General features: G+C 72.3%; 20 protein-coding genes. 7 read left to right on the forward strand and 13 right to left on the reverse strand.

Annotated elements, in window-relative coordinates; genetic code table 11:
* On the forward strand, positions 1-254 hold a 254-nt coding region (locus ACZ7LV_RS32405), incomplete at its 5' end, for a hypothetical protein (protein ID WP_471944644.1).
* A 129-nt stretch (positions 255-383) separates the two neighbouring features.
* Here ACZ7LV_RS32405 and ACZ7LV_RS32410 read toward each other — a convergent pair.
* A complete protein-coding gene (locus tag ACZ7LV_RS32410; RefSeq protein WP_471944646.1) occupies positions 384-1391 on the reverse strand; it encodes a stage II sporulation protein M in 1008 nt (335 codons plus the stop codon).
* Between the two features lie 131 nt (positions 1392-1522).
* Between ACZ7LV_RS32410 and ACZ7LV_RS32415 the strand changes: the two genes are divergently transcribed.
* A complete protein-coding gene (locus ACZ7LV_RS32415) occupies positions 1523-2485 on the forward strand; it encodes an RDD family protein (RefSeq protein ID WP_471944648.1) in 963 nt (320 codons plus the stop codon).
* A 50-nt stretch (positions 2486-2535) separates the two neighbouring features.
* Here the strand turns inward: ACZ7LV_RS32415 and ACZ7LV_RS32420 are convergent, their stop codons facing one another.
* Positions 2536-3150: a hypothetical protein gene (locus tag ACZ7LV_RS32420; protein WP_471944650.1), complete on the reverse strand. Its 615-nt coding sequence runs from the start codon at positions 3148-3150 to the stop codon at positions 2536-2538.
* 174 nt (positions 3151-3324) lie between these two features.
* Positions 3325-4782, reverse strand: coding sequence for an adenosylhomocysteinase (gene ahcY / locus ACZ7LV_RS32425; RefSeq protein WP_471944652.1), 1458 nt, complete (start codon positions 4780-4782; stop codon positions 3325-3327).
* A 483-nt stretch (positions 4783-5265) separates the two neighbouring features.
* Here ahcY and ACZ7LV_RS32430 point away from each other — a divergent pair, with 483 nt between their 5' ends.
* Complete coding sequence (locus tag ACZ7LV_RS32430) at positions 5266-7464, forward strand: fructose-specific PTS transporter subunit EIIC (RefSeq protein ID WP_471944654.1); 2199 nt, start codon at positions 5266-5268, stop codon at positions 7462-7464.
* A gap of 90 nt (positions 7465-7554) precedes the next feature.
* Here the strand turns inward: ACZ7LV_RS32430 and ACZ7LV_RS32435 are convergent, their stop codons facing one another.
* The 7 genes from ACZ7LV_RS32435 to ACZ7LV_RS32465 all read right to left on the reverse strand — a co-directional run bounded on the left by ACZ7LV_RS32435 (position 7555) and on the right by ACZ7LV_RS32465 (position 15996).
* Complete coding sequence (locus ACZ7LV_RS32435) at positions 7555-8532, reverse strand: cation diffusion facilitator family transporter (protein ID WP_471944656.1); 978 nt, start codon at positions 8530-8532, stop codon at positions 7555-7557.
* Between the two features lie 132 nt (positions 8533-8664).
* Entirely contained in the window at positions 8665-9816 is a 1152-nt protein-coding gene (manA, locus tag ACZ7LV_RS32440; RefSeq protein ID WP_471944658.1) for a mannose-6-phosphate isomerase, class I, read from the reverse strand.
* 156 nt (positions 9817-9972) lie between these two features.
* On the reverse strand, positions 9973-11103 hold the full coding sequence (locus ACZ7LV_RS32445) for an SIS domain-containing protein (RefSeq protein ID WP_471944660.1): 1131 nt from the start codon (positions 11101-11103) through the stop codon (positions 9973-9975).
* 90 nt (positions 11104-11193) lie between these two features.
* Positions 11194-11364, reverse strand: a complete 171-nt coding sequence (locus ACZ7LV_RS32450) for a Trm112 family protein (RefSeq protein WP_401681287.1) — start codon at positions 11362-11364, stop codon at positions 11194-11196.
* A 960-nt stretch (positions 11365-12324) separates the two neighbouring features.
* On the reverse strand, positions 12325-13689 hold the full coding sequence (locus tag ACZ7LV_RS32455) for a phosphomannomutase/phosphoglucomutase (protein ID WP_401681290.1): 1365 nt from the start codon (positions 13687-13689) through the stop codon (positions 12325-12327).
* Between the two features lie 102 nt (positions 13690-13791).
* Positions 13792-15408: an L-lactate permease gene (locus ACZ7LV_RS32460; protein ID WP_471944662.1), complete on the reverse strand. Its 1617-nt coding sequence runs from the start codon at positions 15406-15408 to the stop codon at positions 13792-13794.
* Between the two features lie 165 nt (positions 15409-15573).
* Complete coding sequence (locus ACZ7LV_RS32465) at positions 15574-15996, reverse strand: DUF3499 domain-containing protein (protein WP_053760356.1); 423 nt, start codon at positions 15994-15996, stop codon at positions 15574-15576.
* Between the two features lie 294 nt (positions 15997-16290).
* Here ACZ7LV_RS32465 and ACZ7LV_RS32470 point away from each other — a divergent pair, with 294 nt between their 5' ends.
* A complete protein-coding gene (locus ACZ7LV_RS32470) occupies positions 16291-16740 on the forward strand; it encodes a metallopeptidase family protein (protein WP_401681298.1) in 450 nt (149 codons plus the stop codon).
* A gap of 48 nt (positions 16741-16788) precedes the next feature.
* Here ACZ7LV_RS32470 and ACZ7LV_RS32475 read toward each other — a convergent pair whose 3' ends face one another.
* The 3 genes from ACZ7LV_RS32475 to ACZ7LV_RS32485 form a co-directional block, all read right to left on the reverse strand.
* Positions 16789-18249, reverse strand: coding sequence for a DUF5719 family protein (locus ACZ7LV_RS32475; protein ID WP_471944664.1), 1461 nt, complete (start codon positions 18247-18249; stop codon positions 16789-16791).
* Positions 18246-21995: a glycosyltransferase family 2 protein gene (locus ACZ7LV_RS32480; RefSeq protein ID WP_471944666.1), complete on the reverse strand. Its 3750-nt coding sequence runs from the start codon at positions 21993-21995 to the stop codon at positions 18246-18248. The genes ACZ7LV_RS32475 and ACZ7LV_RS32480 overlap by 4 nt, the downstream gene beginning before the upstream one ends.
* 181 nt (positions 21996-22176) lie before the next feature.
* On the reverse strand, positions 22177-22440 hold the full coding sequence (locus ACZ7LV_RS32485; protein WP_003975777.1) for a WhiB family transcriptional regulator: 264 nt from the start codon (positions 22438-22440) through the stop codon (positions 22177-22179).
* Positions 22441-23154: 714 nt separating this feature from the next.
* Here ACZ7LV_RS32485 and ACZ7LV_RS32490 point away from each other — a divergent pair.
* Genes ACZ7LV_RS32490 through ACZ7LV_RS32500 form a run of 3 tightly spaced genes read left to right on the forward strand, consistent with a single transcriptional unit; the run spans position 23155 to position 25939 of the window.
* Positions 23155-23646, forward strand: coding sequence for a cysteine dioxygenase (locus ACZ7LV_RS32490; protein ID WP_471944668.1), 492 nt, complete (start codon positions 23155-23157; stop codon positions 23644-23646).
* Positions 23647-23687: 41 nt separating this feature from the next.
* Entirely contained in the window at positions 23688-24647 is a 960-nt protein-coding gene (gene cofD / locus ACZ7LV_RS32495) for a 2-phospho-L-lactate transferase (protein ID WP_471944669.1), read from the forward strand.
* The gene (locus ACZ7LV_RS32500) at positions 24644-25939 is read left to right on the forward strand and encodes a coenzyme F420-0:L-glutamate ligase (RefSeq protein WP_471944671.1); all 1296 of its coding nucleotides are present in this window, start codon (positions 24644-24646) and stop codon (positions 25937-25939) included. The genes cofD and ACZ7LV_RS32500 overlap by 4 nt, the downstream gene beginning before the upstream one ends.
* Positions 25940-25992 lie beyond the last annotated feature (53 nt).

A 25992-nucleotide genomic window follows, 5' to 3' on the forward strand; every position in this document is an offset into this window, starting at 1 on the left:
CGGACGCTTCCTTTGTACTCACCCGAGAATCTCTCTCGCGGCTTTCCTCCGGGCGCTTCCCTTCGGTCTTGCGTTTCCGACTCTATCAGATCTTTCCTCGATCCGATTTCCTCGGTGCTTTCCAGGTTTACGCTTCCGCGCTTCCCTTTCCGGCGGTTCCGACTTTATCAGAAGTTTCGGGCCGGACTTACCGGCCATCCATTCCGATTAATCGGGAGGAGCTTCTCGAAGCTGATGTCTCAAGAAGCAAATAGGTTCTCAAGGTGCCGACCGGATGAACTCCAGTCCAGGCAACTGTTTGAATCTACCTCCCCACCTGCTCCGTGTCAACGGCTCCTGTGGGGCGAGGAGGAGACTAGCAGCCCGGAGGGCCTGTCCGCACATCATGCGGCGGTCGGCACCGTCGCGCTTCGCTCGGAAGCCTCCACGTCACCCGTTTCGCCGGTCTCGGCGGCACGCCGACCCAGTACGTAGACGTAGGCGAGGAAGGCGACTTCGGCGACGATCCCGATGCCGATGCGGGCCCAGGTCGGCAGGCCCGACGGGGTGACGAAACCTTCGATGGCGCCGGAGACGAAGAGGACGAGGGCAAGGCCGATCGCCATGCCGACGGCGGCTCTGCCCTCCTCGGCAAGAGCCTTCCTCCGCGTGCGTGCCCCTGGATCGATCACCGTCCAGCCGAGGCGAAGTCCCGTGCCGGCGGCCACGAAGACCGCGGTCAGCTCCAGCAGACCGTGCGGGAGGACCAGGCCGAGGAACGTGTCGAGCCGGCCCGCCGAGGACATCAGGCCGAAGCCGATGCCGAGGTTGAGCATGTTCTGGAAGAGGATCCAGAGGACGGGGAGGCCCAGGAAGACACCGAAGACCAGGCACATGGCGGCGGCCTGCGCGTTGTTGGTCCAGACGCGGGCCGCGAAGGACGCTGCCGGATGGGAGGAGTAGTAGCTCTCGTACTGGCCGCCGGGGCGGGTGAGCTCGCGCAGTTCGCTGGGGGCCGCGATGGTGGCCTGGACCTCGGGGTGCACGCCGATCCACCAGCCGAGCAGCGCCGCGACCAGCGTCGACAGGAGTGCGGTGGGAACCCACCAATGGCGCGCCCGGTAGACGGCGGCGGGAAAGCCGTGGGTGAGGAAGCGGGTGACGTCGCGCCACGAGGCACGTCGGGTGCCGGTCACCGCTCCACGCGCACGTGCGACCAGTTGGCTGAGGCGACCCGTCAGCTGGGGATCGGGTGCGCTGGACTGGATCAGGGAAAGATGGGTGGCAGTGCGCTGGTAGAGCGCGACGAGTTCGTCCGTCTCAGCACCGGAGAGCCGGCGCTGGCGCCGGAGCAGGTCCTCCAGGCGGTCCCATTCCGCACGGTGGGCGGAGACGAAGACGTCGAGGTCCATCGGTGTGCCTGCTCCTCGGCTGCTCGTCGGCGGGCCCGTCGTGAGCATCAGCTTGTCGTACTGCGATGCTCAATGCCCTCAGCTTGGCAGACTGGCCGTTCCGAGGGCAGGTCAGGGGAAGGACGGCGGGCGTGAGTGAGCTGGTGACGGGTGAGGCGGTGGCGCTGGAGTTGCGCCCCGCGAGGCTGCCCAGCAGGGCGTTGGCCGTCCTGCTCGATCTGGTCGTGGCCTTCGCCGCGTACGTGATCGTGAGCGTGGCCCTGGTGATCTCCACGGCCTCCCTGGACGAAGCCGCTCGGATCGCTGTCTCCATCGCGACGTTCCTGCTCGTTCTGGTAGGCGCGCCGATCGCCGTGGAGACGCTGAGCCATGGGCGGTCGTTGGGCAAGCTGGCGTTGGGCCTGCGGGTGGTGCGCGACGACGGCGGGCCGATCCGGTTCCGGCACGCACTGGTGCGGGGCGCGATCGGTGTCGTCGAGATTCTGCTGACGCTCGGGGTCATCGCCTGCATCGCGTCACTCGTGTCGGCACGCGGCCGTCGGCTCGGGGACGTGTTCGCCGGGACCCTGGTCGTACGGGAGAGGATTCCCACCGCCCGTGCGCGATTCGTTCCGCCGCCGCCTCCCTGGCTCGCCGGGCGCTTCTCGGGACTGGATCTGTCGGCGGTCCCCGATGGGCTGTGGCTGGCCATACGGCAGTACCTCACACGCATGCAGCAACTGGATCCCCAGGTCAGTGGGGCCATGGCGGGACGGCTCGCCGCCGATCTGGCCGAGCGGACCGGGGCTCCGGTGCCTCAGGGGATACCCCCGGCCGCCTATCTGGCCGCGGTGGTGCAGGAGCGGCAGGCACGGGAAATCCGACGGGCTCATGCGAACGGGACCGCCCAGCCGGCCCAGCCGACCTATCCCACTTATCCCGCCTCTCCCACTTATCCCGCCTACCAGGCCTACCCAACCCCTCCCTCATCTCCCGAGAGCACCGCGCACGCGCCTGGTCCCGAACAGCAGGGGTGGCAGGCCGGAGAGAGCGGGCCGGCCGCCGGGTCGGCGGATGCGGATCGCCCCTCGACCGGGTTCGCGCCGCCCGCGTAAGCCCGTCCAAGCATCTCCGCCCACGTCCCCCTTGGAGAAGCCGGACGGCCTCAGGGAAAGACGGACGGGGGCGACTCCAGGTCCTCCAGCTCGATGCCAGGGGCCGCGAGGACCACGTCCCCGGCGATGTGCACGACGTGCTGTTCGCCCGTGTCCAGGGCTGTGACCTGGTACTCCTCCACGATCAGCGGGTCGTTGTCAGTGCCGTGTGCTTCTCTTTTCAGCAGAGCCCAGGACTGGTCCACGGTGCGCGGAGCGAGGACCGGATCCGTGAAGGCGACCAGGCGTACGCGGGTTGCGGAGGCGGAAGGGGTGAGGCGCAGCAGACGGGTGGTGGCGATGAGGAACGCGGGGGAAGTGCCGGTGAAGGCGTGGGCGCCCACGTTGCCTTCCGTGGCATCGGTTCCGGTGGGGTCGGTCCGGACCCAGGTGACGCCGTCGAGGGCGGCGCCGCGCACCTGCCAGCCCGCCGCGTGGAGTTCGAGACGGATGGGGCGGCCGAGTTCGTCGAGGGCGAGGTCGACGGAGCCGCGGTGATCGCCCGAGGGGGCGGTCAGCTGGGAGACGTAGCGCCAGCCGGACGGGCCGGGGGCGCAGTGGAAGTGTTCTTCTGCGAGGGGGGTGTGATCGTGCGGATCGTGGAGCGAATAACGGCCGCGGGGCATGGGGGTCCTGGGGTGTGACGGGCTGGTCCGGTTCGCCGCGACCAGGCGGTGACAGGCCGGCACGGCCAAAGGGACAGGCCCCCGGCACGGGGGTGCGGGGGCCTGTCTCGGAGGACCTGCTGCCGAGTTGCCCGTCAGTGCACGGACGGGCGGCTCAGCGGGCCGGCTGCGGACTCAGTAGCGGTAGTGGTCCGGCTTGTAGGGGCCTTCGACCTCGACGCCGATGTACTCGGCCTGCTCGGGGCGGAGCGTGGTCAGCTTCACGCCGAGCGCGTCGAGGTGGAGACGGGCGACCTTCTCGTCGAGGTGCTTGGGCAGCACGTAGACGTCGGTCGGGTACTCGTCGGGCTTGGTGAACAGCTCGATCTGGGCCAGGGTCTGGTCCGCGAAGGAGTTGGACATGACGAACGACGGGTGACCGGTGGCGTTGCCCAGGTTCAGCAGGCGGCCCTCGGACAGGACGATGAGGACCTTGCCGTCGGCGAAGGTCCAGGTGTGGACCTGCGGCTTGACCTCGTCCTTGACGACGCCGGGGATCTTGGCGAGGCCGGCCATGTCGATCTCGTTGTCGAAGTGGCCGATGTTGCCGACGATCGCCTGGTGCTTCATCTTGGCCATGTCCGCGGCCATGATGATGTCCTTGTTGCCCGTCGTGGTGACGAAGATGTCGGCCTTGTCGACGACCTCGTCCAGCGTCGTGACCTGGTAGCCGTCCATCGCCGCCTGCAGGGCGCAAATCGGGTCGATCTCGGTGATGATCACGCGGGCGCCCTGGCCGCGCAGGGACTCCGCGCAGCCCTTGCCCACGTCGCCGTAGCCGCAGACGACGGCGGTCTTGCCGCCGATGAGGACGTCGGTGGCGCGGTTGATGCCGTCGATCAGGGAGTGGCGGCAGCCGTACTTGTTGTCGAACTTCGACTTGGTGACCGCGTCGTTGACGTTGATCGCCGGGAACAGGAGGGTGCCGTCGCGGTGCATCTCGTAGAGACGGTGGACGCCGGTCGTGGTCTCCTCGGTCACGCCGCGGATCTCGGACGCCAGCTGGGTCCACTTCTGCGGGGTCTCGCCAACCGTGCGGGTGAGCAGTTCGAGGATGACGCGGTGCTCGTCGGACTCGGCCGTGTCGGGCGAGGGGACCTTGCCGTCCTTCTCGTACTCGACGCCCTTGTGGACCAGGAGGGTGGCGTCACCGCCGTCGTCCAGGATCATGTTCGGGCCGCCGGTGGGGGTGTTCGGCCAGGTCAGGGCCTGCTCCGTGCACCACCAGTACTCCTCCAGGGTCTCGCCCTTCCAGGCGAAGACCGGGATGCCCTGCGGGTTGTCGGGCGTGCCGTTCGGGCCGACGGCGATGGCGGCGGCCGCGTGGTCCTGGGTGGAGAAGATGTTGCAGGACGCCCAGCGGACCTGCGCGCCCAGGGCGGCCAGGGTCTCGATGAGCACGGCGGTCTGCACGGTCATGTGCAGGGAGCCGGTGATCCGGGCGCCGGCGAGGGGCTGCGCCTCGGCGTACTCCTTGCGGATCGCCATCAGGCCCGGCATCTCGTGCTCGGCGAGGGTGATCTCCTTGCGGCCGAACTCGGCAAGGGAGAGGTCGGCGACCTTGAAGTCCTGTCGGTTCTCGACAGTGGTCATGCGGGCTGCTCCTCGGTGGTTTGGGTCGAGGTCGGTACGGCTGATCTGCGCGGCGGCGGGCACAGGGGTGCCCGAAGAGCACACAGGCAGGCCCGCGTGCGCGCAGCGCAGTCCGTCGGAGGCCCTCTCTCCCTCGGACGGCCCCCTGGGGACCGCCCGACCGCCATCAGCAGCGACGTCTGACTCCGTCCCAAGCTACACCGGGCGGCCCAGCCGTCCCCAGTCCGCCTGCGAACAATTCACGCCGAACGCGGCGCACGGTCGCTGTCGGCGACGGAGCGCCGTGACGGCTGCCGCACCGCGTCGGCGAGGGGAGAGCATATGGCGCGACATGGCCGTGCGATCAGGGCTTTTCGCTTCGTGCAGCGGCCTTGGAGTGGCGGAAAGGGTGTTGCAGGATGCGGGGGTGATCGGGGCATCCGGTCACATGTGCGGGGCGTCCAGGGCGGCGTTCCCGTGTGATGAAGCTGTGAGGAGAAAGACGTGACGAGTCCGGCCGGTCCTCCCCCCACGGGCGGCGGTGACGAGCGCAGGCGGATACGTCTGCTGGCGGTCACCGCGTGCCCTACCGGGATCGCGCACACGTACATGGCGGCGGAGAAGCTCGCGCAGGCGGCCGAGAGCCGCGGTATCGAGATGAAGGTGGAGACGCAGGGTTCCATCGGGGCCGAGAACGTCCTCGACGACAACGATGTCAACCAGGCGGACGGTGTCATCGTCGCCGCCGACAAGGACGTGGACCTCAGCCGCTTCGCCGGCAAGCGGGTTCTGAAGGTCGGGGTGGCCGAGGGCATCCGGCATCCCGAGCGGCTGATCGAGCAGGTGCTGTCGGCGCCGGTGCACGCGGAAGGCGGCTCCCCCACGGCCGCGTCCGCCGGTGCCGGCGGCAAGGAGCGGAGCGTCGCGTACAAGGCGCTCATGAACGGGGTCAGTTACATGATCCCGTTCGTGGTGGTCGGCGGTCTGCTGATCGCGATCTCGCTCTCGCTGGGCGGGCACACGGATCCGTCCGGCGGTCTGGTCATCCCGAAGGACTCCTTCTGGATGGACGTGAACAACATCGGCGTCATCGGCTTCACGCTGATGGTGCCCGTCCTGTCCGGCTACATCGCCTACGCGATCGGCGATCGGCCCGCGCTGGTGCCCGGCATGATCGGCGGGTGGATCGCCAACACCGGTGAGCTGTACGACTCCAAGGCGGGGGCGGGCTTCATCGGGGCGATCGTGACCGGGTTCCTCGCCGGGTACCTGGTGTTGTGGATCAAGAAGATCCGGGTGCCGAGGTTCGCGCAGCCGATCATGCCCATCATCGTGATTCCGATCGTGACGACCTCGGCGCTGGGGCTGTTCTTCATCTACGTCATCGGTCGGCCAATCTCCTGGGTGTTCGAGCACCTGACGGGCTGGCTCGGCGGGATGACCGGGACGAGCGCGATCCTGCTCGGCGCGATCCTGGGGCTGATGATCGCGTTCGACATGGGCGGGCCGGTGAACAAGACGGCGTTCCTGTTCGGTGCCGGTCTCATCGCGACGGGCAACCAGACCGTGATGGGGATGTGCGCGGCGGCGATTCCGGTGATGCCGCTCGGGCAGGGCCTCGCCACGCTCATACGCAAGCGGCTGTACACGGAGCAGGAGCGGGAGACCGGGCTGGCGGCGCTGTTCATGGGGTGCTTCGGCATCTCCGAGGGCGCGATCCCCTTCGCGGCGGCCCGGCCGGCACTGGTGATCCCGGCGAACATGATGGGCGGCGCGGTGGCCGGCGCGGTCGCGGGGCTGGCCGGTGTCGAGGACGCCGTCCCGCACGGTGGGCCGATCGTCGCGGTGCTGGGCGCGGTCAGCGGCGTGCCGATGTTCTTCGTGGCGGTGCTCATGGGCACGGCGGTGACGGCGGTGACGACTGTCGGGCTCGCCGGGGTCGGCGAGCGGAAGCGGACGGGGGCTGCCGGCGCGCACGGGGCGCCGATCGGTGGCGGGTTCGTCGCCGGGCCCGAGGCCGCGCTCGTCGGGGCGGGGATCGCGGCGCCGGTCGCCGGGGCCGCCGTGGCGGGAGAGGCGGTGGCCAAAGCGGTGGTCGGCGGTTCCGAGGTGCGGCCCGCGGGCGGCTCCGAGGCGGAGCCCGCCGAGGACGCGCGGTCCGACGCCGGGGCAGAGCACGGTGACCGGTCCGAGGCGGAGCCGGACCGTGGTGCGCACGGCGAGGCCCTCTCCGGCTATCTGACCGGGGAGACCGTGCGGGCCCGGCTCGGGGCCCGGGACAGGGACGCTGCCATCCGTGAGATGGCCGAACTGCTGGCGCGCAGCGGGAAGGTCACCGACGTCGACGCGTTGGTGCGCACGGCGTTGCGGCGCGAGGAGCAGGGCACGACCGGTCTCGGCGAGGGGATCGCGATCCCGCACGCCAAGACGGACGCGGTGAAGGCGCCGGTCGTGGGTTTCGCACGGTCGGACGAGGGCGTGGACTGGGACTCGCCGGACGGTACGAGGGCGAGGCTCGTGTTCATGATCGCCGTACCGGAGGCCGCCGCGGGTGACGAGCATCTGCGGATCCTGGCGCTGCTGGCGCGGAAGCTGATGGACGCCGGGTTCCGGGAACGGTTGCTGGCGGCGCCGGACGAGAGCGCGGCGCTGGGCGTCCTGCGCGAAATCGACCAGCCGCGCCGAGTAGGCGGAGGCGAGTAGCCGCGCCGGGTGGGCGGGGGCTCATCAACGCGCCTCGGGGGCCCGCCGAACGAGTCGGCGGGCCCCCGAGGCGTGGGAGAGCGGTGGAGCTCAGTGCCCCGTGGTCTGGCTCGGGCCGCCCGGTGAGGCCTCCCGGTCCGGGCCCTTGGCCGCTTCCGACTCCCTGTAGATGTCGGGCTCCAGATAGATGACGCGGGCGATCGGGACCGCCTCGCGGATGCGGGCCTCGGCGGCGTCGATGGCGGCGGCGACCTCGCCGGCGGTCTCGTCGTGGCGCACCGCGATCTTCGCGGCGACCAGGAGCTCCTCCGGGCCGAGGTGGAGCGTGCGCATGTGGATGATGCCGGTGACGGTGGTGCCGTCGACGGTGGCGGCCTCGATCTTCCGGACGTCCTCGATGCCGGCCGCCTCGCCGAGCAGCAGCGACTTGGTCTCGGCGGCCAGGACGAGCGCGATCAGGATGAGCAGGACGCCGATGCACAGGGTGCCGATGCCGTCCCAGATGCCGTCGCCGGTGAGCAGGGCGAGGCCGACGCCGCCGAGGGCGAGGATCAGGCCGACCAGGGCGCCGAGGTCCTCCAGGAGCACGACGGGAAGCTCGGGCGCCTTGGCGTGCCGGACGAACTCCTTCCAGGACCTGCGGCCACGCAGGACGTTGGACTCCTTGATGGCCGTCCGGAAGGAGAACGTCTCGGCGATGATCGCGAAGACCAGCACGCCGACCGGCCAGTACCAGTGCTCGATCTCGTGCGGGTGCTTGATCTTCTCGTAGCCCTCGTAGATGGCGAACATGCCACCGACCGAGAAGAGGACGATCGAGACGAGGAACGCGTAGATGTAGCGCTCGCGGCCGTAGCCGAAGGGGTGTTGCGGGGTCGCGTCGCGCTGGGCCTTCTTGCCGCCGAGGAGCAGCAGGCCCTGGTTGCCGGAGTCGGCGAGCGAGTGCACCGACTCGGCCAGCATCGACGACGAGCCACTGAAGAGGAACGCCACGAACTTCGCTACCGCGATCGAGAGATTGGCGAGCAGTGCCGCCACGATCGCTTTGGTGCCGCCTGACGCGCTCATGTGTTCGCGTTGTCCCTTCGTACGCCGTCCACCGGGGCTCGGCCCGCTCGGGGGCTTTGCCGGTCCTTTGCCGGTGGGCCATTGTTGCAGCCCCGTCCGACACGGGTGCGCCAGGTCGGCACACCCGGGGAATCAGGCCACCACGGTCGCCCGGAAGAGCGTTCCCGTACCGGACACTTCGGCTTTTTCGCCGGCGGGTACGAACACGGAGCGGCCCGGCGCCAGTTCGAGCTCGCCCGCGCGGACCGTGCCCGCGGTGCAGAGCAGGATCTGCGGGGTCGGACGCGTGAGGTCGCGGGGGGCGCCGCCCGCGGAGAGCACGTACCGGGACAGCCGGAACTCGTCGATCGGGGTGTCGTAGACCTCCTCGCCGTCCGGGGACGCCTCCGGTCGCAGGACACCCGCGTCGCTCGCCTCGAAGCGGACGACACGCAGGAGTTCGGGGACGTCGACGTGCTTGGGGGTCAGGCCGCAGCGCAGGACGTTGTCGGAGTTGGCCATGATCTCGACGCCCAGGCCGCTGAGGTAGGCGTGCGGGATTCCGGCGCCGAGGTACAGGGCCTCACCGGGCTGCAGGCGCACGTGGTTGAGCAGCATCGCGGCGATCACGCCGGGGTCGCCCGGGTAGTGGTGGGCGAGGCCGGCGTAGGGGGCGTAGTCGCCGCCGAGGCGGGCGCAGGCGGCGGTGGTCTCCGCGACCGTGCGGGCCATGTCCTCGGGGTCCGCGGTGAGAACGGCGGTGAGGACCTCGCGCAGCGCCGCCTCCTCGGGGTGGGCGCGCAGCAGATCGACGTATGGCTTGAGGGAGTCGACGCCGAGGCCGGCGAGCAGGTCGGCGGTCCGGTTCGGGTCACGGAAGCCGCACAGGCCGTCGAACTCGGTGAGCGCGCAGATCAGTTCCGGCTTGTGGTTGGCGTCCTTGTAGTTGCGGTGCGGGGCGTCCACGGGGACGCCCCGGCGCTCCTCCTCCTCGTAACCCTCCTTCGCCTGGGCCAGGTCGGGGTGCACCTGGAGGGAGAGCGGGGCGCCCGCGGCGAGGAGCTTCAGCAGGAAGGGGAGCCCGGGGCCGAACTTGGCCACCGTGGCCGCGCCCAGTTCCTTCTCGGGGCCGGCCGCGATGAGGTCGACGAGTGTGCCGCGGTCGGTGCGCGAGGGTGCGCCCGGGTGGGCACCCATCCACATCTCCGCCTGCGGTTCGCCGGTCGGCTCGACGCCGAGCAACTGCGGGATCGCGGTGGTGGAGCCCCAGGCGTAGGGGCGGACGGTGTTGTCGAGGCGGTCCATTCGACTCTCTCTGCCGGTTCAACTGCGCAGCGGACGGGCGTGCGGACGGCGTACCTGGCTCGTACGTCGTCCGCGCACCCCTCGTACGCCTTCGGTTCTCTTCGCGTACGGACGCCGGCTCTCCTCGCGTAGGGAGGTCGGGCGTCCTGTGCCAGATCAGGCCCTTGAGGCGAGCGCCAGGTAAACGGCGGCGAAATCCGCGATGGCGATCAGTTCGGAGAGGGTCTCCAGCTCGCCGCCGGGCTCCGGCTCCAGCTCGCTGATCGGCGTGTCATGGCTCAGGGCCAGCTCGCGGGCGGCGGGGGCGGCGGTGAGGCCGCCGATCGGGCGGTCGCGCAGCAGCACGACGTGCGCGTGCAGCGCGGGCTGCTCCTCCACGCGGTCGCGGAAGAAGTCGTCGGGGTCGGCGCCGGCGGCGAGCCGGCCGGCCAGCAGGGCGCTGTGCGCGGCGAGCGCCTCGGGGAGTTCGGCCACGAGGGCGGGGCGGCCGGCCAGTTCCGCGAGCGCGGCGGCGAAACGGCGGCCGGCGGGTCCGGCCGAGATGCCCTCCGTCCAGATCACCGGGAGCGCGTCGGCCAGCTCGCCGGCCAGGGCCTTGGCGGCGTTGCTGTACGCCTCGATGGCGGGCCCGCACCGTTCGGCGATGTGGTCGAGGCGGTCGGCGACCTTCTCCAGCGCGTCCGGCGGCGCGGTGAGCAGGCCGATCCGGTCCAGCAGCGCCAGCAGCGGGGTGAGCAGCGCCCACAGGACACCGGGCGCGGAGGCGGCGAGCGGCTGCTCGTCCTGCTCGTACGGGGCGGTCGCCATCGGTACGAAGAGCCCGTGGGCGCCCGCGACGGCCTCGGCGAGCGGGGTGCCGGCCGGGGAGACGGCCGCGACGGTGGCGCCGCGCCGGTAGGCCTGCTCGGCGAGCAGGGACAGGCCCGGTTCGGTGCCGTCGGGGGTGGCGATCAGGAGCAGGTCGACGGAGCCGGCCCAGCCCGGGAGCTCCCAGCGCAGCGCGCCCGCGACGGGGGCGACGCCGGTCGGGGCGAGGCGGATGACCGGGCTGCCGGGGCCCGCCAGCGTGCCGAGGAAGTCGGCGGCGTGGGTGGCGGCGGCGCCGGGGCCCGCGATGAGGACGGCGCGGGGGCGGCCGTCGGGTTTCAGCTCGCCGAGTCCGGCCTCGACGGCGAGCCGGGCGGCGGTGCGGACGCGGGCACCGGACTCGGCGGCGCCGCGCAGCAGGCCGCGCTGGTCGGCCTCTGCGAGGCCCTCCGGGGAGTCGAGCAGCGTTTCGTCGAGCATGTGCGGCAGCCTCCGAACGCCGGGGTCGGCGGTTGTGCGGGCGGCGGGTCTCTTGCGGCGGGCCCGGTCTGCGCGGACGCCTACGGGGCGTTACGCCGGGCGGCGGGCCTCGTCGACGAGGAGGACGGGGATGCCGTCGCGGACGGGGTACGCCAGGCCGCAGTCCTGGCCGGTGCAGACCAGCTCGGTGTCCCGCTCATCGAGGGGGGCGTGGCAGGCCGGGCAGGCGAGGATCTCCAGGAGGCCGGCTTCGAGCGGCATGAGCGGTCCCTTCGGGGCGGGTTGTGCGTACCGGTTCGGGTACGTGCGGTGGTGCGGATGTGCCTGGTCAGGGTACCGCCGTGCGGGCGGGGTTGTGGGGGGTTGGGGCCATGGTGAGAGGGACTGGGCGCCGGGGCGTGCCGAAGCCGCGGTGACCGGCGCGGCAACCGCCGCACGGTCGCCCGCGGCATCGCGGCCACCGGCGTGTCCGGGGCGCGCCGCGCGGCCGTCGGCGGCGAGACCCGGGAGGCGGGCGGCGCCGCGCGGCCGCGGGCGGGAGCCCGGAGCGCCGGGCTCCCGTGCTCCGGGCCCCCGGGCGGCAGTGAACCACCGCCGCACCGCACCGGGCCCGCAGCCGACGCCGCGCCCCGGCACCGTGGGCAGGAGCCCAGGACGCCGGGCTCCCGTGATCCGGGCCCCCGGGCGGCAGTGCACCACCGCCGCACCAGGCCCCGCAGCCGACGCCAAGCCCCGGCACCGTGGGCAGGAGCCCAGGACGCCGGGATTCCGTGATCCGAGCGCCGCGGCGGCAGTGAACCGCCGTCGCACCGGTCCCGCAGCCGACGCCGCGCCCCGGCGCCGTGGGCGGGAACCCGGGACGCCGGGCTCCCGTGCTGGGCGCCCCGGGCGGCAGTGATCCGCCGCCGCACCGGGCCCGCAGCCGACGCCAAGCCTCGGTGTCCGGTGCGGACCGTCCGGCGCCAAGCCCCGCGGCCGACGAGGTCCGCACCCGGCCCGGCCGACACCAGCTGCGAATCCCGCGTGGCGGCGATACCGGTGCGCGGCGGGACGGGACTCCGGCACGCCGGACCCGCAGCCGCGCTCCGTACAGCGCCCGTGGCCCTGACACCGAGCCGACCAGTGGCCAGCTCAAGGCGTGCACTCGCACCCCGGGCCCCGCACACGCCGCTCGAAGGACGTCGCCCACGTGCCCGGCGGTCACCCCGCCGCGCCCCGGTTTCACCCCCGGATGATCGCCAGCGCCTCGTCGCGGATCTTCACCATCGTCGCCTCGTCCCGTGCCTCCGCGTTCAGGCGCAGGAGCGGCTCCGTGTTGGAGGGGCGGACGTTGAACCACCAGTCGGCGGCCGTGACCGTGAGGCCGTCGAGTTCGTCGAGGGTGACGCCCTCGCGGCCCTCGAACGCCGACTTGAGCGCGGCGAGACGGCCCTGCTGGTCGTCGACGGTGGAGTTGATCTCGCCCGAGCCCGCGTAGCGGTCGTACTCCTCGACCAGCGCGGAGAGCGTGCCCTTCTGGCCGCCGAGGGCCGCGAGGACGTGGAGGGCGGCCAGCATGCCCGTGTCGGCGTTCCAGAAGTCGCGGAAGTAGTAGTGCGCGGAGTGCTCGCCGCCGAAGATCGCGCCGGTGCGGGCCATCTCGGCCTTGATGAAGGAGTGGCCCACGCGTGTGCGGATCGGCGTGCCGCCGTTCTCCTTCACGACCTCCGGGACCGTCCATGACGTGATCAGGTTGTGGATGACGATGCCCTCGCCGCCGTGCTTGGCCAGCTCGCGCGCGGCGACCAGGGCGGTGACCGCGGACGGCGAGACCGGGTCGCCGTTCTCGTCGACGACGAAGCAGCGGTCGGCGTCGCCGTCGAAGGCGATGCCGAGGTCGGCGCCCTCGGCGCGCACGCGCTCCTGGAGGTCGACGATGTTGGCCGGATCCAGCGGGTTCGCCTCGTGGTTGGGGAACGTGCCGTCCAGCTCGAAGTACATCGGCACGAGCTCCAGGGGCAGGCCCTCGAAGACCGTGGGAACCGTGTGGCCGCCCATGCCGTTGCCCGCGTCGACGACGACCTTCAGGGGGCGGATGGAGGTCAGGTCGACGAGCGAGCGCAGGTGGACCGCGTAGTCCTCCAACGTGTCACGCTGCGTGATCGTTCCCCGCCGCGCGGCGGGCTCGGGGGCGCCCGAGTCGCTCCAGCGCTCGACGAGTTCGCGGATCTCGGCGAGGCCGGTGTCCTGGCCCACCGGGGCGGCGCCGGCGCGGCACATCTTGATGCCGTTGTACCGGGCCGGGTTGTGCGAGGCCGTGAACATGGCGCCCGGCAGGTTCAGCGCGCCCGAGGCGTAGTACAGCTGGTCGGTGGAGCACAGGCCGATCTCGGTGACGTCGACACCGCGCAGCGCCGCCCCGCGCGCGAAGGCGCGGGACAGTCCCGGCGACGAGGGCCGCATGTCGTGCCCGATGACGATCGCGTCGGCGTCGGTCACCTGGGCGAAGGCCGCTCCGAAGAGCTCGGCCAGCGGCTCGTCCCACTGGTCGGGGACGACGCCGCGCACGTCGTAAGCCTTCACGATCTGCGACAGATCAGCAGCCACGGCCAACCCTCCTGGAAGTACTGTCGGAACCCCCAAACTACCCGCCTGGGCCGACTACGCACGGCGTGGACCGAAACTGGTCCCCCAGCCGTAACCCGGAGGTCAGGGCAGCATCCAGCCGAGCACCGGTGAACTCTGGCCGACCACAATCAGACACATCACGAGCAACAGCGCCAGGCTCCACGGCAGCACCTTGCGCAGCAGGTCCCCCTCCCGGCCCGCGAGGCCGACCGCGGCGCAGGCGATGGTGAGGTTCTGCGGAGAGATCATCTTGCCGAGGACGCCGCCGGAGCTGTTGGCGGCGGCCAGCAGTTCCGGCGACAGTCCCGACTCCCGCGCGGCGGTCACCTGGAGCGCCCCGAAGAGGGCGTTGGCAGAGGTGTCCGAGCCGGACACGGCGACCCCGAACCAGCCGAGCACCGGCGACAGGAACGCGAGCCCGGCGCCGGCCGCCGCCACGAAGTGACCGATGGTGGCCGCCTGTCCGGAGAGGTTCATGACGTACGCGAGGGCCAGCACGGAGGTCACCGTGAGGATGGCGAACCGCAGTTCGTACACGGTCGCGAGCCACTCCTTGACCGCCACGCGCGCGTGCACCCCGATCACGACCGCCGTGAGCATGCCCGCGAGCAGCACGAGCGTGCCGCCGGTGGACACGATCGGCCAGCTGAACACGTTGCCGCCGACCCGCTCCCCCTCCGGGTCGAGGACGTCCAGGAAGGGCCAGTCGTACATCTGGGTGGCACCGGCCAGCCAGTCCTTGACCGCCGGGATCTGCGCCACCGAGAAGACGGCCACGATCAGCGCGTAGGGCGCGTACGCCCGTACGACCTCCGCGCGCGGGTCCCGCTCGTCGAGCTCCTCGCTGCGGGCGCCGGTCAGCACGGAGGCGCGCACGACCTCGGCGGCTGGCCTGCGCGACTGCGGTACGGCGACCAGGGCGCCCGCGCCCGCCAAGGCAGCCGCGATGTCGGCGAGTTGGGCGGAGAAGTAGTTCGAGGCGGCGAACTGGGCGACGGCGAAGGCGACTCCGCACGCCATGGCAGGCACCCAGGTCTCGCGCAGGCCGCGTTTCCCGTCCACGAGCCCGACCAGCACCAGCGGCACCACGAGGGCGAGCAGCGGGGTCTGACGCCCCACCACGGACGCCACGTCTTCCAGGGGCAGCCCCGTGACCTGGGCCAGCGTCACCACGGGTGTGCCCATGGCGCCGAACGCCACCGGAGCCGTGTTGGCGACGAGTGCCACGATGGCCGCCTTCACCGGGTCGAAGCCCAGGGCGACGAGCATCACCGCGCTGATCGCGACGGGGGCGCCGAAGCCGGCAAGCGCTTCCAGCAGGGCGCCGAAGCAGAAGGCGACGACGAGCGCCTGGATGCGGGGGTCGTCCGAGAGCCTCCCGAACGATCTGCGCAGGATGTCGAAGTGCTGGGTCCGTACCGTCATCCGGTACACCCACAGGGCGTTGACGACGATCCACAGGATGGGGAAGATCCCGAACACCGCCCCGTGGACGGCGCTGGAAAGCGTCTGGTCGAGCGGCATGCCGTAGGCGAGCGCGGCGACCAGGACGGCCGCCAGCAGGCCTGTCAGGCCCGCCAGATGGGCCTTCATGCGCACCACGCCGAGCAGGATCAGGACGATCACCAAGGGCAGGGCCGCCACCAGGGCGGACAGACCGAGCGAGCCGGCAACGGGGGCCAGTTCCTGGACGTACACGAGCGCCTCCCCGGATTCCGCGATGCGGAAAGCGATTTCTCACGGGTTCCGGAATGATCGTGTCCGCGACAAGCGCGCGTCAATGGGTGTGCAGCATTCAACGAAATGAGGCCCCTGGAACCAGAGGGAACCGGTCCTGGGGCCTGCGGGGAACTGACCGACCGCTCAGTTGTCGGGGGAGCGCAGAACCCGCAGATGGCCGCGGCGCGCGACCTCCATCGGGTCCGCCGCACGGCCACCGCCGCCGGCCTGGGCCGCGCGCTCCTGGGGCCGGGCCGCCTCGCGCACCGCGTTGGCGAGCGCTTCCAGGTCGTCGCCGCTGGGACGGGCCGGAGCGGAACCGTCGAGGAGACGGACGACCTCCCAGCCACGGGGGGCGGTCAGGCGCTCGGAGTGCTCGGCGCACAGGTCGTAGCAGTGGGGTTCCGCGTAGGTGGCGAGCGGGCCGAGAACCGCCGTCGAGTCGGCGTAGACGTACGTCAGCGTCGCTACGGCGGGACGGCCGCAAGCGGTGCGCGAACAGCGACGTACAGGGCTCACGACGTTGGACGGTACCGCACTCTTGAGCGGGCCGCGACGACTCTCCACCAGGTCACTCCACCGTGTCGTGGTGTGAGACGCCCCACAGGCCCCTCCCGACACACGTCGCTGACCTGCGTGGACATGCCCGGCCGGGGTCCCGTACGACCATGAAAGCGGTCAACACTCCACATAAACGGCGTCAATTGCCTCGTGATCGCCGGTCTCGGAGAGATACGGAATCGAGCCCAATCTTGGCTGGAATGGTCATCCGGCGACATGCCGCGCGGTGGCGACCGCGAGGCCGGAACGGGGCGTGGACACCCGGCACGCGCCGGGTGCGAGGACTACGCTTCACCAGTGATGGACAACCGAGTACCGCCCCGGCCGACGGGCCCCGGGCCCCGTCGCCGCGATCGTCACGGCCGAGGCATGCGTGGGCCGATCGCGCCCCCTCAGGTGCCGCTCGCGGCGAGCCGTGCCGAGGCGTTCGCCGATCTGGTGCAGGACTCCGTGGAGCGCCTGGAACGGCGCTGGCCGCAGCTCGCCGACATCGACTTCCTCGTCCTCGAAGTGCCCCGGCTGGACGGGCCGGGGCAGTCCTGGAACGACGAGGCGGTACCCCTCGGCGGTACCGTAGCGGCACGTGAGGGACGGCCCGCGCGGGTGGTCGTCTACCGGCGTCCCGTCGAGATCCGCACCAAGGGCCGCGACGAGCGAGCGGCCCTGGTCCACGAGGTCGTCGTCGAACAGGTCGCCGAGCTGCTCGGCCTCACGCCGGAGACGGTGGACCCGCGTTACGGGGAGGACTGACCAGCCCGGTACGGCGGCCGGCGGACGGCCCGCGCGGCGCCCTGCTCGTCACTTCTGGAGCACCGACAGATCCTGCTCGGCCTCCGGGACGGCCACCGTCCCCCGGTCGTCGGGCAGGGTCTGGACCGTGAAGGCCGGGACGCCGTCCTGCGTCGCGGTGAGGGTCCGCGAGGCGTGGACCGGACCGCCCGAGACCGGCTCCACGGTGAGCGCGTACGTACCCTTCAGGCCGCTCGGCACGGGCACCTCGACGTCCTGCGTCGTACCCGCCTTGACCGCGTACGTCTTCGAGACCGGTTCGCCGCCCTCGGTGCCCGCCGACGCCGTGACCTTGACCTGGGCCGACTCCCCCGGCGCGACCAGCGAGAGTGTCACGCCCTTCGCGGTGTTGCCGACCGAGGTGGCGCGCGTGCCCACGGCCCGTGCGGCGGGGATGAACGCCGTCTCCTGGGAGGCGCCCTTCCCGCGCACCACCTGCACGGCGGCCACCACGGGAACCGCCTGGTCCGAGGGGGTCAGGACCAGGGAACCGGCCTCGCCGCGCGTGACGTCGCCGAGGTCGACGGAGGTTGTCGCGCCCGACTTCACGTGCAGCGTCTCGCTGCCGGCCGGTGTGATCAGCCCGTTCGGCGAGGCGAGGCGCACCTTGAGGTCCGCGTCGCTGTCCCCCGGCGTGAACGCGATCAGCCGCACCGACGTCGCGTCCTTGGGGATACCCGGGACGACCAGGCTCCCCGCCGGATCCGCGGCCGCCGCGAGCCAGTCGCCGCCCGCCTCGTCGTCCAGCGCCTGCACCGCCGCGCCGACCCGCCCGCTGCGCACGTTCACGTGGACCGTGAGGTCGGCCTCCTCGGCGTCGGTCAGCGTCGACAGCAGGATCGGCTCGCTGGAGCGGGGGGCGACGGTGATGCCCTCACCCACGGTGGACTGGAGCTCCCCGTCCTTGCCGTACAGCTCGATGTCCACCACGGCGGCGGAGTCGTCCGGGTTGGTCAGGTGCGCGTAGTCGGTCCGCCCGGCGGCCGTACTGGCCCCCGGGAACCAGAAGTCGGTGTCCGGCGCGGAGCAGTTGACCCCGAGCAGACCGCGTCCCGCGCCGGCCGTGACCTCGGTCGTCTGCTGCACGGTCCAGCCGGGCGCGAACTTCCCCTCCGCGGTGCCGATCAGCGCGGGCGCCTCGCCCCCCGAACTGTCCCCGGACACCGGCGAGCCCGGCTCCTTGGGCTTCAGCACGGGCTTCGCGGCCTTGCCGTCGGTGGCGGGCAGCAGCTCGCCCGCCCCCTCGGCTCCCGTGCCCTCGGTGACCGGGGTGAAGGACGAGTACGTCGTCTCGGCGAGGTCGGAGGTGCTCGGCGCGGGGCAGGCCAGGCTCGACCGCTCCACGGGCAGCTGGGCCGCCGCCTTGGCGGTGTCCTTCCCGGTCGCCTCCGGAGCGACGAGCGTGGCGAACCCGGTGAGGGCCGCGAGCGCGCCGACGCCGGCGATCAGGGACAGGGTGGTGCGGTTCACTGCTGACTCCCGTCGGGGCGCTCGTTGCCGCTGCCATGCGGGTGTTGCTGCTGCGCCGGGTCGTACGCCGGGTCGTAGCCCTGCGGGTACTGGTCGTAGGGCTGCTCGTACGTCCCGGGCTGCTGCTGCCCGTACGCGTACGGGTCGTACTGCCCGCCCTGGTAGGGGTCCGCCTGGTACTGGTCGTTCTGGTACTGCTCGTTCGGGTACTGCTCGTTCTGGTACTGCTCGTTCTGGTACGGCTGCCCGTAGCCGTCGGCGGGGTACTGGTGGCCGGCGTCCTGGTGCTGCTCGCCGCCGTACGTGCCGTACTCGGCGCCCGCGTGGCTCGTGGTGTCACCGCCCCAGGCGCGAACGTCCTCGTCCGGGGGGACCCCCATGTCGTAGGACTGCTGCCGGGGCACCGGCACCGGGGTCTCCTCCTCGGCGGGAGGCGGGAACTCCTCGTCCCGGGCGGCCTCTTCGGCCTCGGCCTGCGCGCGCAGACGGCGGGCACGGCGGCCCTCGCCCTCCATCGCCTGCGCGGGGATCACGGGCTCCTCGGGCAGGTCGTCGTCGACGTCGCGGCGGCGCCCGGGCAGGGCGAGCACCACGAGGACGACGGCGAGGAAGCCCTGCGCCCAGAGCCAGGCGGTGTGGCTGATCGGGTCGTCGTAGGTGACGTCGAGGGTGCCGCCGCCGGCGGGGAGTTCGAAGCCCTGGGCCCAGCCGTCGACGGTGGTCCGGGTCAGCGGCGCGCCGTCGAGGGTGGCCGTCCAGCCGTCGGACGCGGCGTCCGCGAGACGCAGGATCCGGCCGTCGGCACCGGCGGGGACGTCGGTGTGGATCTCGACGGGCCCGGCGGCGACCGGCTGCGGGGCACCCGAGCCGGAGGCCGGGACGACCACCGCGCGCGCGACCTGGCGGTCGACCCGCCACAGGGCGCCGCCGTCCTGCTGGCTGAGCCGGCTCAGGCCGGGCGTGGCGTCGAGGACCCGGCTGACCTCGCGGGGCGCGCCCCGGTGCACGAGGACGTAACGCACGGCGAAGTCGCCGAGCTGGTCGGCCTGGTCGGCGCCGGAACCGGCGACGAGGTTGGCGACGACCTTGTCCAGCGTGGCGTTGCCGCCGTCGGCCGCGGCGAGTTCGGCGTCGCCCAGGCGGGCGCCGGAGCCGCGGACCAGGGTGTAGCCGACGTGGGCGGTGGAGTCGCTGTCGAGGACGAGGGTGCGGGCCTGGTCGCGCGTGCCGCTCTCCTCGGCGACGAACGCGGGCACCTGCACCGGGTCGCGGCGCTCCACGGGCCCGTCGGCGCCGCGCAGCATCCAGCCGGCGGCGACGAGCAGCGGGCCCGCGGCGGCGGCGAAGGCGATCAGCGCGGCGACCGGCTGGCGCCAGCCGAAGCTCTGCTCCGCCACGCGCGTGCGTGCCCCCTCGGCGCCGAGCACGGCGGCCGTCAGCAGCGCGAGGCCGTAGACGAGGGTCGCGGGGCCGGCCCAGGCGGAGCCGTTGGACAGCACCGCGAGGAACAGGCCCACCAGGGCGACCACCCAGGCCGACCGGATGCCCTGCCGGCGCTCGTCGCGCAACAGGGCGGCCAGCGCGGCCAGCACGATGCCGATCAGTATCAGGCCGCTGACCGTGCCGGGCCCGCCCGGGCTGGCGCCGAGCAGGTCGAGGGCGGAGGCGGCCGAGTCGCCGTACTCCAGGCCGGCCTCGCGGAAGAAGCCGAACGGCAGCAGGGACAGCGACCAGGGCGCGAGGACCAGCAGGGGCGTGCCCAGCTGGGTCAGGAAGCGCAGGCCGTAGGCGGCGATGTCGCCGCGCCGCACGACGAGCAGCCCGGCGCCGAGGAGCAGCGCCACGGGCCACACGATCGGCGTGAAGGCGGTGGTGACCGTCAGCAGCAGGGCGTAGGCCCAGGTGGCGCGCCAACTGCCGCGCGCACCGGAGGTGTTCGCGAGGCCGCTCGCGGCGACGGCCGCGCGCGCGAGGAGCGGCAGCAGCACGGCGAGGACGGCGGTGCCGAGCCGGCCGCCGGCGAGGGCGCCGGTGGCGGCGGGCAGGAAGGCGTACGCGACGGCGGCCCAGGCACGCAGCAGCCGGGACTCGACGAGCGGGCGGGAGGCGAAGTACGCGGTGAGTCCCGCCAGCGGCACCGAGCAGACCAGCAGCACCGTGATCGCGAGGCCCGTGGAGCCGAACAGCGTGGAGGCGAGCATCGCCACCAGGGCGAGGTACGGCGGCGCGGAGCCGTCGCCGCCGGCGCCCACCGGGTGCCAGGAGTCGAGGTAGCGCGACCACAGCTGATCGGAGTCGGCGGGTGCGGGCAGCAGGGCGCCGCCCGCGAGGGAGCCACCGCCGAGGAGTTCGCGGCAGGCGGCCAGCGAGACGAACAGCAGGACCAGGAAGAGCATCGGGGCGGGGTTGCGGGCGATGCGCTTCAGGCGGGCGAACTGCTCGATCTCCAGGAAGTCCGCGTCGTCGCCGCCGGGCCCGGACTCGACCGCGCCGCCGTGCCGTCCGGCGCCGGAGGTCACCTCCGGGTCGGAGCTGCTCAGGAAGCTGCCCGCGACCTGTTCGACGGTGGCCCGCACCGTCGCGCCGGGCGGCGGGAACAGGGGCCGCAGCTCGCCCTTGTCGACCACGGGCCGGCCGCGCCTGCGCCGGCCGGCGACGATCCGCTCGGGCCGCAGCAGGACACCCATCAGACCGCGGATCTCGTCGACCGCCTGCCCGGGCACCTTGCCGACGAGGTAGGCGACGGTACGCAGCAGGGTGCCGAGCACCAGGCGGAGCAGCACCCAGGGCAGCGTGGCCGAGCGGGCGTTGACGAGAAGGGTGTAGACGGCGCCGGCCTTGTCGACCTTGTGCGGGGAGGCGGTGGTGCGGCCCGCGCAGTCGACGGCGCGCCGCTCCCGGGAGGCCGCCTCGGCGTGGCGTACGACCGCCTCGGGGGCGATGAGGACGCGGTGCCCGGCGGCCTGGGCGCGCCAGCACAGGTCGACGTCGTCACGCATCAGCGGCAGCCGGCGGTCGAATCCGCCGAGCTCGTCGAAGACGTCACGCCGGATCAGCATCCCGGCGGTGGACACGGACAGCACGGTCCGGACGTGGTCGTGCTGGCCCTGGTCCTGCTCACGGCGGTCCACGCCGGTCCAGCGGCGGCCGGAGTTGGCGATGCTGACGCCGACTTCGAGGAGCTGCCTGCGGTCGTACCAGCCGCGCAGCTTCGGGCCCACCACGGCCACGTCGTCGCGGCCGAGCTCGAGTTCGTTCTCCACCACGCGCAGCAGCTCGGCCAGCGCGTCGGGTTCGGGTGCGCAGTCGTCGTGCAGCAGCCACAGCCACTGCACCGGCTCGCCGTGCGGCAGCTCGGGCATGTCGTAGGCGTCGTCGCGCCAGCTGCGCGTGACGGGGTCCCAGCCGCTCGGCCGCTTCAGGTAGGGCAGCTCCTGCGGCGTGAGCAGCGGCGCCGTGCGGTTGACCTCCTCGACTGCCTGCCCGAAGCCGGTGCGCCGGGCGAGGTGCAGCACCCGGTCCGGGCCGAGCGCGTCGGCGACCCGCTGCGCCGAGTCGTCGGCGCTGCCGGTGTCGGCGGCCATGGCGAACTGGACCGGCCGCTCCTGGCCGAGCAGCCCGGCGAGCGCGTCGGGCAGCCAGCGGGCGCCGTCGTGGGAGACGAGGACCGCGGTCACCACATGACGCGGGAACTCTGGTGTGGCAGCGGCATCGTGGTGGGCTGCCGTGTGGCTGTGCACGGACATCGAGGTACGGGCCCCGGTTCGGTGGACTGCGGTGGACACCTGAGCCGTTTGAGGGCGGCTGGGTGTCTCGGACGAGCGCCCACACTATCGGCTGCCCATGACGAGGGCCCGCCGCCTGTGGACAACCCACCCGCGACGGGCCGTTCGCCCCGTGTGCACGAGGACGACGTGTGCCGTTGTGTCAGACGGCCGCCTTCTTCAGTCGGCGGCGCTCACGCTCGGACAGACCGCCCCAGATGCCGAATCTCTCGTCGTTGGCCAGGGCGTACTCAAGACATTCGGAGCGGACCTCGCAGGCGAGACAGACCTTCTTGGCCTCGCGGGTCGAGCCGCCCTTCTCGGGGAAGAAGGACTCGGGGTCGGTCTGGGCGCACAGCGCGCGCTCCTGCCAGCCGAGTTCCTCGTCCGCGTCGTCGACCAGCAGTTGCTGCACCAGCTCGGTCATGTGCGCCCCTCGTCTGTCTTTCGCGTCCCCGTGATGTAGCCGTTACCGATTCCGGCTGAACGACACGAGTGAAATTACAAGTGTGCTGCTCCGGGCGAGTCAAGCCGAGATCTGCTATTGAGCCCCTTATTCACTCTGCGGAACCAAGGCCGTGCGGAAAGTGTTCAAATCGCCATAAACCTTGACACGCTTTCGGGGCCCGGGAGGCCGTCGGCCTCACGCGCACCCTGTACGGAGAAGGACGCCCAGTGGCTCGATCTCGTTCCGACACGCGCATCGAAGCGAACCGGATCACATTCGGATCACGGGATCGCAACGAGGCCTGCGCGCCCGGTTGTGCGCCATGTGTCCCGGTCAACGCATGAGCAAACCTTTCATCTGGACGATGAACCGGAAGAGGTGAAACATGTCCCACATATCGGGCGTCGAGTTGACAGTGGTGGTGTGACCCGCTGTCCTAGTGGGCATGCTCGCGAACTTGGTGCCCACCTCGACCCGCTCCGCCGGGTCCCTCGGTGCTGCCCACGCTCGCCGTAGCTGTTGTCGCTGTTCCAGCTGTTGAGCCCCACGCGCTCCGGCTGCCCCTGAGTCCACCGCGACTCGGCTGCTGTTCCCCACGCCCGCACCCGGGCGCCCCCTCCCGCCCGTGACCCGGGCGGACGGTCGTGACATCCAGCCCCCGCACCTCTCTCCCGCCGAGGAACCACCGCACCCATGAACAGCGACAGCGACCTCCAGATCGCCGGCGACATCCTCGAAGTCCCGCACCTGCTCCAGGCCCCGCGCGCGCACCCGGCCACCGTCGCCGACTTCGTCGGCCTGGCCCGTTCCATCGCGGCCGACCGCGCCCAGTGGGAGCACCTCGTCCGGTACGACGCCACCAGCCGTTGGTACCACCGGCTGCACACCGGCCCGGGGTACGAGGTCTGGCTGCTGTCCTGGCTGCCCGGCCAGCGCAGCGGACTGCACGACCACGGTTCCTCCTCCGGCGTCCTGACCGTCCTGGAGGGCACCCTCACCGAGCGGACCGAGCACACCGCGCGCGCGTGGGAGCCGGGGGCGCAGCGGGTGTTCGCGCCCGGCTATGTGCACGAGGTGCTGAACGACGCCCTCGAACCGGCGGTCAGCCTGCACGTCTATCACCCGGGCCTCACCGCGATGCCGATGCACACCCCGCAGTGCACGGCCCTCGCGGAGCTCCCGTAACCGCGTGCCACGCTGTCGTACCCGCCTGCAACACTTGCTCCATGCGGATTGTGGTTCTGGCAGGCGGCATCGGCGGTGCCCGGTTCCTGCGCGGTCTGAAGCGGGCCGTGCCGGACGCGGACATCACCGTCATCGGCAACACCGGTGACGACATCCACCTCTTCGGGCTGAAGGTCTGCCCGGACCTCGACACGGTGATGTACACGCTCGGCGGAGGGATGAACGAGGAGCAGGGCTGGGGGCGGGCCGACGAGACCTTCCATCTCAAGGAGGAGCTCGCGGCGTACGGCGTGGGGCCGGAGTGGTTCGGCCTCGGCGACCGGGACTTCGCCACGCACATCGTGCGGACGCAGATGATCGGCGCCGGATACCCGCTCAGCGCGGTCACCGAGGCCCTCTGCGACCGCTGGCAGCCCGGCGTGCGGCTCGTCCCGATGACGGACGACCGCGTCGAGACGCACGTCGCCGTGGAACTCGACGGCGAGCGCAAGGCGATCCATTTCCAGGAGTACTGGGTCCGGCTGCGGGCCTCGGTCCCCGCCCACGCGGTCGTGCCCGTCGGCGCCGAGCAGTCCAAGCCGGCGCCGGGCGTGCTGGAGGCGATCGCGGAGGCGGACGTCATCCTCTTCCCGCCGTCCAACCCCGTCGTCTCGATCGGCACGATCCTGGCCGTGCCCGGCATCCGGGAGGCCATCGCCGACGCGGGCGTGCCGGTGGTCGGCCTGTCCCCCATCGTCGGCGACGCGCCGGTGCGCGGGATGGCCGACAAGGTGCTCGCCGCGATCGGCGTGGAGGCCACGGCGGCGGCGGTCGCCGAGCACTACGGCTCCGGGCTGCTCGACGGCTGGCTGGTGGACACCGTGGACGCGGGCGTGGTGGAGCGGGTGGAGACGGCGGGCATCCGCTGCCGGGCCGTACCGCTGATGATGACCGACGAGGAGGCGGCCGCGCAGATGGCGCGGGACGCGCTGGCGCTGGCGCAGGAGGTGCGGACCTCATGAGCGGCTACCGGGTCTGGGCGGTGCCCGGCCTGCCCGAGGTGGCGCCGGGCGACGACCTCGCCAAGCTGATCGCCGCCGCCGAACCGGCCCTGGCCGACGGGGACGTGCTCCTGGTCACCTCGAAGATCGTCTCCAAGGCGGAGGGCCGGATCGTCCGGGCGGACGACCGGGAGGCCGCGATCGACGCCGAGACGGTGCGGGTGGTGGCCCGGCGCGGGCCGCTGCGCATCGTGGAGAACCGGCAGGGCCTGGTCATGGCGGCCGCCGGCGTCGACGCCTCCAACACCCCCGGCGGGACGGTGCTGCTGCTCCCCGAGGACCCGGACGCCTCGGCGCGGGCGATCCGCGAGGGCCTGCGGGACGCGCTCGGTGTCGACGTCGGCGTGGTCGTCACCGACACCTTCGGGCGGCCCTGGCGCGCGGGGCTCACGGACGTGGCGATCGGCGCCGCCGGTGTGCGGGTGCTCGACGACCTGCGCGGCGGCGTGGACGCGCACGGCAATCCGCTCAACGCCACCGTCGTCGCCACCGCGGACGAACTCGCCGCCGCGGGCGACCTGGTCAAGGGCAAGGCCGCCGGGCTGCCGGTCGCCGTCGTGCGCGGTCTGGCGCACTCCGTGTCCGAGGAGGACGGCGAAGGGGCGCGAGCCCTGGTGCGCGCCGCACGCGACGACATGTTCCGGCTGGGCACCTCGGAAGCGGTGCGCGAGGCCGTGACCCAGCGGCGTACGGTCCGGTCGTTCACGGACGAGCCCGTGGACCCCGGCGCGGTACGCCGGGCGGTCGCCGCGGCCGTGACGGCACCGGCGCCGCACCACACGACGCCGTGGCGTTTCGTGCTGCTGGAGTCCCCCGGGGCGCGGGCCGGACTGCTGGACGCGATGCGGGACGCCTGGATCGCGGACCTGCGGCGGGACGGCAAGAGCGAGGAGTCCGTCGCCAAGCGCGTCAAGCGTGGGGACGTCCTGCGCAACGCGCCGTACCTCGTGGTCCCGTGTCTGGTCATGGACGGCTCGCACACCTACGGGGATCCGCGGCGGGACGGCGCCGAGCGGGAGATGTTCGTCGTCGCCGCCGGGGCGGGCGTACAGAACTTCCTGGTGGCGCTGGCCGGGGAGCGGCTGGGCTCGGCCTGGGTGTCGTCGACGATGTTCTGCCGGGACGTGGTCCGCGAGGTGCTGGGGCTGCCCGGCGACTGGGACCCGATGGGTGCGGTGGCGGTCGGCCATCCGGCGGAGGAGCCGCGCCCGCGACCGGACCGGGACGCGGGCGCGTTCATCGAGGTGCGGTGACCATGCCCCTCGGGCGCCTACCCTCATAGGGCACCTTGTCCTCTCTCCCCTGG

The sequence above is a fragment of the Streptomyces sp. NPDC107562 genome (genome assembly GCF_055657325.1).

What these genes read in the sequence shown, in the direction of transcription:
- ACZ7LV_RS32420 (WP_471944650.1), bottom strand. Translation starts at nt 3,150, where the DNA reads ATGCCCCGCGGCCGTTATTCGCTCCACGATCCGCACGATCACACCCCC.
- ACZ7LV_RS32490 (WP_471944668.1), top strand. Translation starts at nt 23,155, where the DNA reads ATGAACAGCGACAGCGACCTCCAGATCGCCGGCGACATCCTCGAAGTC.
- ACZ7LV_RS32485 (WP_003975777.1), bottom strand. Translation starts at nt 22,440, where the DNA reads ATGACCGAGCTGGTGCAGCAACTGCTGGTCGACGACGCGGACGAGGAA.
- ACZ7LV_RS32450 (WP_401681287.1), bottom strand. Translation starts at nt 11,364, where the DNA reads ATGCCGCTCGAAGCCGGCCTCCTGGAGATCCTCGCCTGCCCGGCCTGC.
- ACZ7LV_RS32480 (WP_471944666.1), bottom strand. Translation starts at nt 21,995, where the DNA reads ATGTCCGTGCACAGCCACACGGCAGCCCACCACGATGCCGCTGCCACA.
- ahcY (WP_471944652.1), bottom strand. Translation starts at nt 4,782, where the DNA reads ATGACCACTGTCGAGAACCGACAGGACTTCAAGGTCGCCGACCTCTCC.
- ACZ7LV_RS32435 (WP_471944656.1), bottom strand. Translation starts at nt 8,532, where the DNA reads ATGAGCGCGTCAGGCGGCACCAAAGCGATCGTGGCGGCACTGCTCGCC.
- manA (WP_471944658.1), bottom strand. Translation starts at nt 9,816, where the DNA reads ATGGACCGCCTCGACAACACCGTCCGCCCCTACGCCTGGGGCTCCACC.
- ACZ7LV_RS32410 (WP_471944646.1), bottom strand. Translation starts at nt 1,391, where the DNA reads ATGGACCTCGACGTCTTCGTCTCCGCCCACCGTGCGGAATGGGACCGC.
- cofD (WP_471944669.1), top strand. Translation starts at nt 23,688, where the DNA reads ATGCGGATTGTGGTTCTGGCAGGCGGCATCGGCGGTGCCCGGTTCCTG.
- ACZ7LV_RS32470 (WP_401681298.1), top strand. Translation starts at nt 16,291, where the DNA reads ATGGACAACCGAGTACCGCCCCGGCCGACGGGCCCCGGGCCCCGTCGC.
- ACZ7LV_RS32500 (WP_471944671.1), top strand. Translation starts at nt 24,644, where the DNA reads ATGAGCGGCTACCGGGTCTGGGCGGTGCCCGGCCTGCCCGAGGTGGCG.
- ACZ7LV_RS32445 (WP_471944660.1), bottom strand. Translation starts at nt 11,103, where the DNA reads ATGCTCGACGAAACGCTGCTCGACTCCCCGGAGGGCCTCGCAGAGGCC.